Origin of the sequence: Lishizhenia sp. (genome assembly GCF_033720595.1) — a bacterium.
Classification (GTDB): domain Bacteria; phylum Bacteroidota; class Bacteroidia; order Flavobacteriales_D; family Crocinitomicaceae; genus Lishizhenia.
The window spans coordinates 1-2,933 of the sequence record NZ_JAWWCF010000271.1 but is presented as its reverse complement, the minus strand read 5'-3'; the positions used below and the strand labels follow the sequence as shown (position 1 = coordinate 2,933).

Annotated in this window: 2 protein-coding genes and 1 pseudogene; 2 read left to right on the top strand and 1 reads right to left on the bottom strand. The window is 37.6% G+C overall.

Annotation, left to right across the window (positions count from 1 at the left end; translation table 11 throughout):
• Positions 1-65: 65 nt before the first annotated feature.
• The gene (locus tag R3333_RS13835) at positions 66-947 is read right to left on the bottom strand and encodes a M90 family metallopeptidase (RefSeq protein WP_318959360.1); all 882 of its coding nucleotides are present in this window, start codon (positions 945-947) and stop codon (positions 66-68) included.
• Positions 948-1,058: 111 nt separating this feature from the next.
• On the opposite strand from R3333_RS13835, the pseudogene R3333_RS13830 reads away from it, so the two are divergent.
• Positions 1,059-1,607: pseudogene (locus tag R3333_RS13830) on the top strand (LamG domain-containing protein); the annotation flags it as partial.
• A gap of 18 nt (positions 1,608-1,625) precedes the next feature.
• Positions 1,626-2,744: a T9SS type A sorting domain-containing protein gene (locus R3333_RS13825; RefSeq protein ID WP_318959361.1), complete on the top strand. Its 1,119-nt coding sequence runs from the start codon at positions 1,626-1,628 to the stop codon at positions 2,742-2,744.
• Positions 2,745-2,933: the final 189 nt, after the last annotated feature.

Genomic DNA, 2,933 nt, shown 5'->3' with positions numbered 1-2,933 from the left:
ACAATAAAACGTCACACTCATAGCGCACAGCAATCGTTTAGGAGTAAGAACAATACTTACTAAACTTAATGTTCATGATAATGAAACAATCCCTCCAAAACACTGTACATTTCAGGATGTTTACGTTGAAGTAATTTTGGTCTTTCCTTATAATACTCTAAAATTACAGCAAAGAACTCAGCCATATTTGTGCCTCCATAGGCATTGATGTCTGACTTTCCATTTTGGATTTTCAACATTTCAGACTTTGCCAATTGCGCCCATTTCTCACGTAATTCCTTATTCATCATAAAAGGCAATCCATCTATACTGCCATCTTCTTTATCCAGCAAATGTGCAAACTCATGTACCCCCACATTCTTCTTATCACTGTCGTTTTTGAAACCTAATTCTAAAGCACTTAAAGATAAACTCATGGTGCTATCCATTAAACCTCCGTCATATACCTGCCCTTGAATACGATGGGTCTGAGCTACCTCAAAGTCTTTATTAAAATTATCTGGGTAAACCAATACCTCACTCAGCTCACCATAGTTCCAATAAGGCAATCCCCAAAAAGCAATTACGGCAGCACTTGCTACATAAAAAGCTGTAGATTTCTCCGCGTGCTCCTTTCCAATTTCAGTTACTCTTATTTCTGCTAAAAACAACCCTATTCTATGCTCAAAAATCTTCTTTTGCGCTGGGTTTAAATTTTCATAAAAAGGGATATTCTTATTTAACCAGAACTTATCATTTGTATTGATCACGTAACGCTGAATTCTTGCTCGTTTTTTTGCCTTCTGATTAGACACAAGTAACCACACCAAAAAACCACAAAGCACAAGAAAAACCCCCATAGCTTTGAGCGAAGGAGTTTGCACCCAATTGAGCACAGCCCACAATGCAAATCCAAAGAGAATACTCTCTAGTAGGTTACGTTTTAACCATTTCACAACTTTCAACATATCAAAATATTAGAAGAATGTTTACCATTTGTTTACCCCTAAATTGTCAAATAAGTAACAAAAAAAGCATAGACTTATAGGTAATTACATACAAACACTAAAACTAATACTATGCGCAAAAAAATGTACAAAATTTTGACATTTTTCAGTCTAACACTTGCCTTCACCACCTCCGGAATTGCACAACAAAACGCTTTTAATTTTGACGGCTCAAATGATGCCGCCTCAGGTTCCTTTTCCAATGCACCCTCTGGGAGCTCAGCACGAACAGTTGAAGCTTGGATTAAAACAACTGCAAATTCTGATGGAAACCAAAAAGTAATTGTGGATTGGGGTTCAATGACCACTGGAACTCGCTTCACCTTTAACCTTCTCTGGTCCAACTCTATTCGTATTGAAGTTGGAGGAAATGGAATCAGTGCCACTACTCCTGTTAATGATGGTCAATGGCACCACGTAGCAACAACTTACGATCCAAATGCCTCAACACAAAAAGCTAAACTTTATATCGATGGAAACTTAGAAGCAAGTGGTAATTTTACCGTAAGCTTAAACACGCCTTCCTAACCGAATATTTACATAGGAAAAAGAAACGATAATACAGGTTATTTTGATGGAGATATCGATGAAGTAAGAGTATGGAATGTTGCCCGCACTCAAGCAGACATTCAAGCAGATATGCTCACTGAATATTGTACATCTCCAACTAACCTCGTAGCTTACTATAACTTCAACTATGGAACAGCAAATGGTTCTAATAGTGGAATGAACTCAGTTATAGACTTCTCTTCTAATGGAAACACGTTAACTATGAGTGGTGCATCGATGAGCGGTACTTCATCGAACTATATCACAGGTATTAACGTACCTTACCAAATGACCGCTTCGTTCACATCTGACTACACATGTGGATCTTACTTTTGGGCAGCAGCTAACCAAACAATTACGAGCATAGGAAACTTTAACACTACTGTGACTTCGTCTACGGGATGTGATTCTGTTTTAAATCTCTACTTATCTTCTGGTTTAAACTTCTCTAGTGAAACAGTTGACACTTGTACAGCTTCTTATACTTGGCCTGTAAATGGAATGACTTACACTACACCAGGTACATATCAAGAAACTTACACAAATATACACGGGTGTGACTCTATCCGTCAATTAAACTTAAGCATTGGTCAAAACACCACAACAACGCAAACAGTAACAGCTTGTTATGATTACTACTGGCCAGTAGATGGAAACACCTATAACACCACAGGTGTATACGTTGCGAACTTAAACAATCAAACAGGTTGTGACTCATCCATCACTTTAGATTTAACCATAGCAACGATAGACAATACAATCACAGACAACGGCGACCTTACACTTACAGCCAATGCAACGGGAGCTGTTTTCCAATGGATAGATTGTAGCACAAATACAGAAATCACGGGAGAAACAAACGCAAGCTTTACTGCAACACAAAACGGATCGTACGCTTGTGTGATTACAAACGGAACTTGTACGGATACCTCTGAGTGTATTACAATTGACTATGTAAGTACAGAAGACTTCGAGACGGAACAATTCGCATACTATCCGAACCCAGCCAATAATCAATTACATGTTATCTTCCAAGAAGGAACAGAGAAAACAATTAGCATTATTAATGCGGCAGGACAAAATGTTTATACCCTTCAAACGAATAAGTTGAATAACACCATCAATTTGGAAGGCTTAGAAAAAGGAGTATACCTACTCCAAGTTAGTTCAGAACAAGAAATTACAACGAATAGATTCGTTAAAAACTAAACCCAAAAACAAAAAAAAGGCTGCATTTCTGCAGCCTTTTTTTTATCTATACTTTTCTCGCTTATCGCGTTCGATTTACGCGCTTTTAATCTTTCCCGTTCTGTTCAAAAATCAAAGTAGAAATCTGATCAGCCGCAAAGAATTTTTGAGCTACTGTTCTTATTTCCTCTGCAGTAATCCTATCTAATT

What these genes read in the sequence shown, in the direction of transcription:
- R3333_RS13835 (WP_318959360.1), bottom strand. Translation starts at nt 947, where the DNA reads ATGTTGAAAGTTGTGAAATGGTTAAAACGTAACCTACTAGAGAGTATT.
- R3333_RS13825 (WP_318959361.1), top strand. Translation starts at nt 1,626, where the DNA reads ATGCTCACTGAATATTGTACATCTCCAACTAACCTCGTAGCTTACTAT.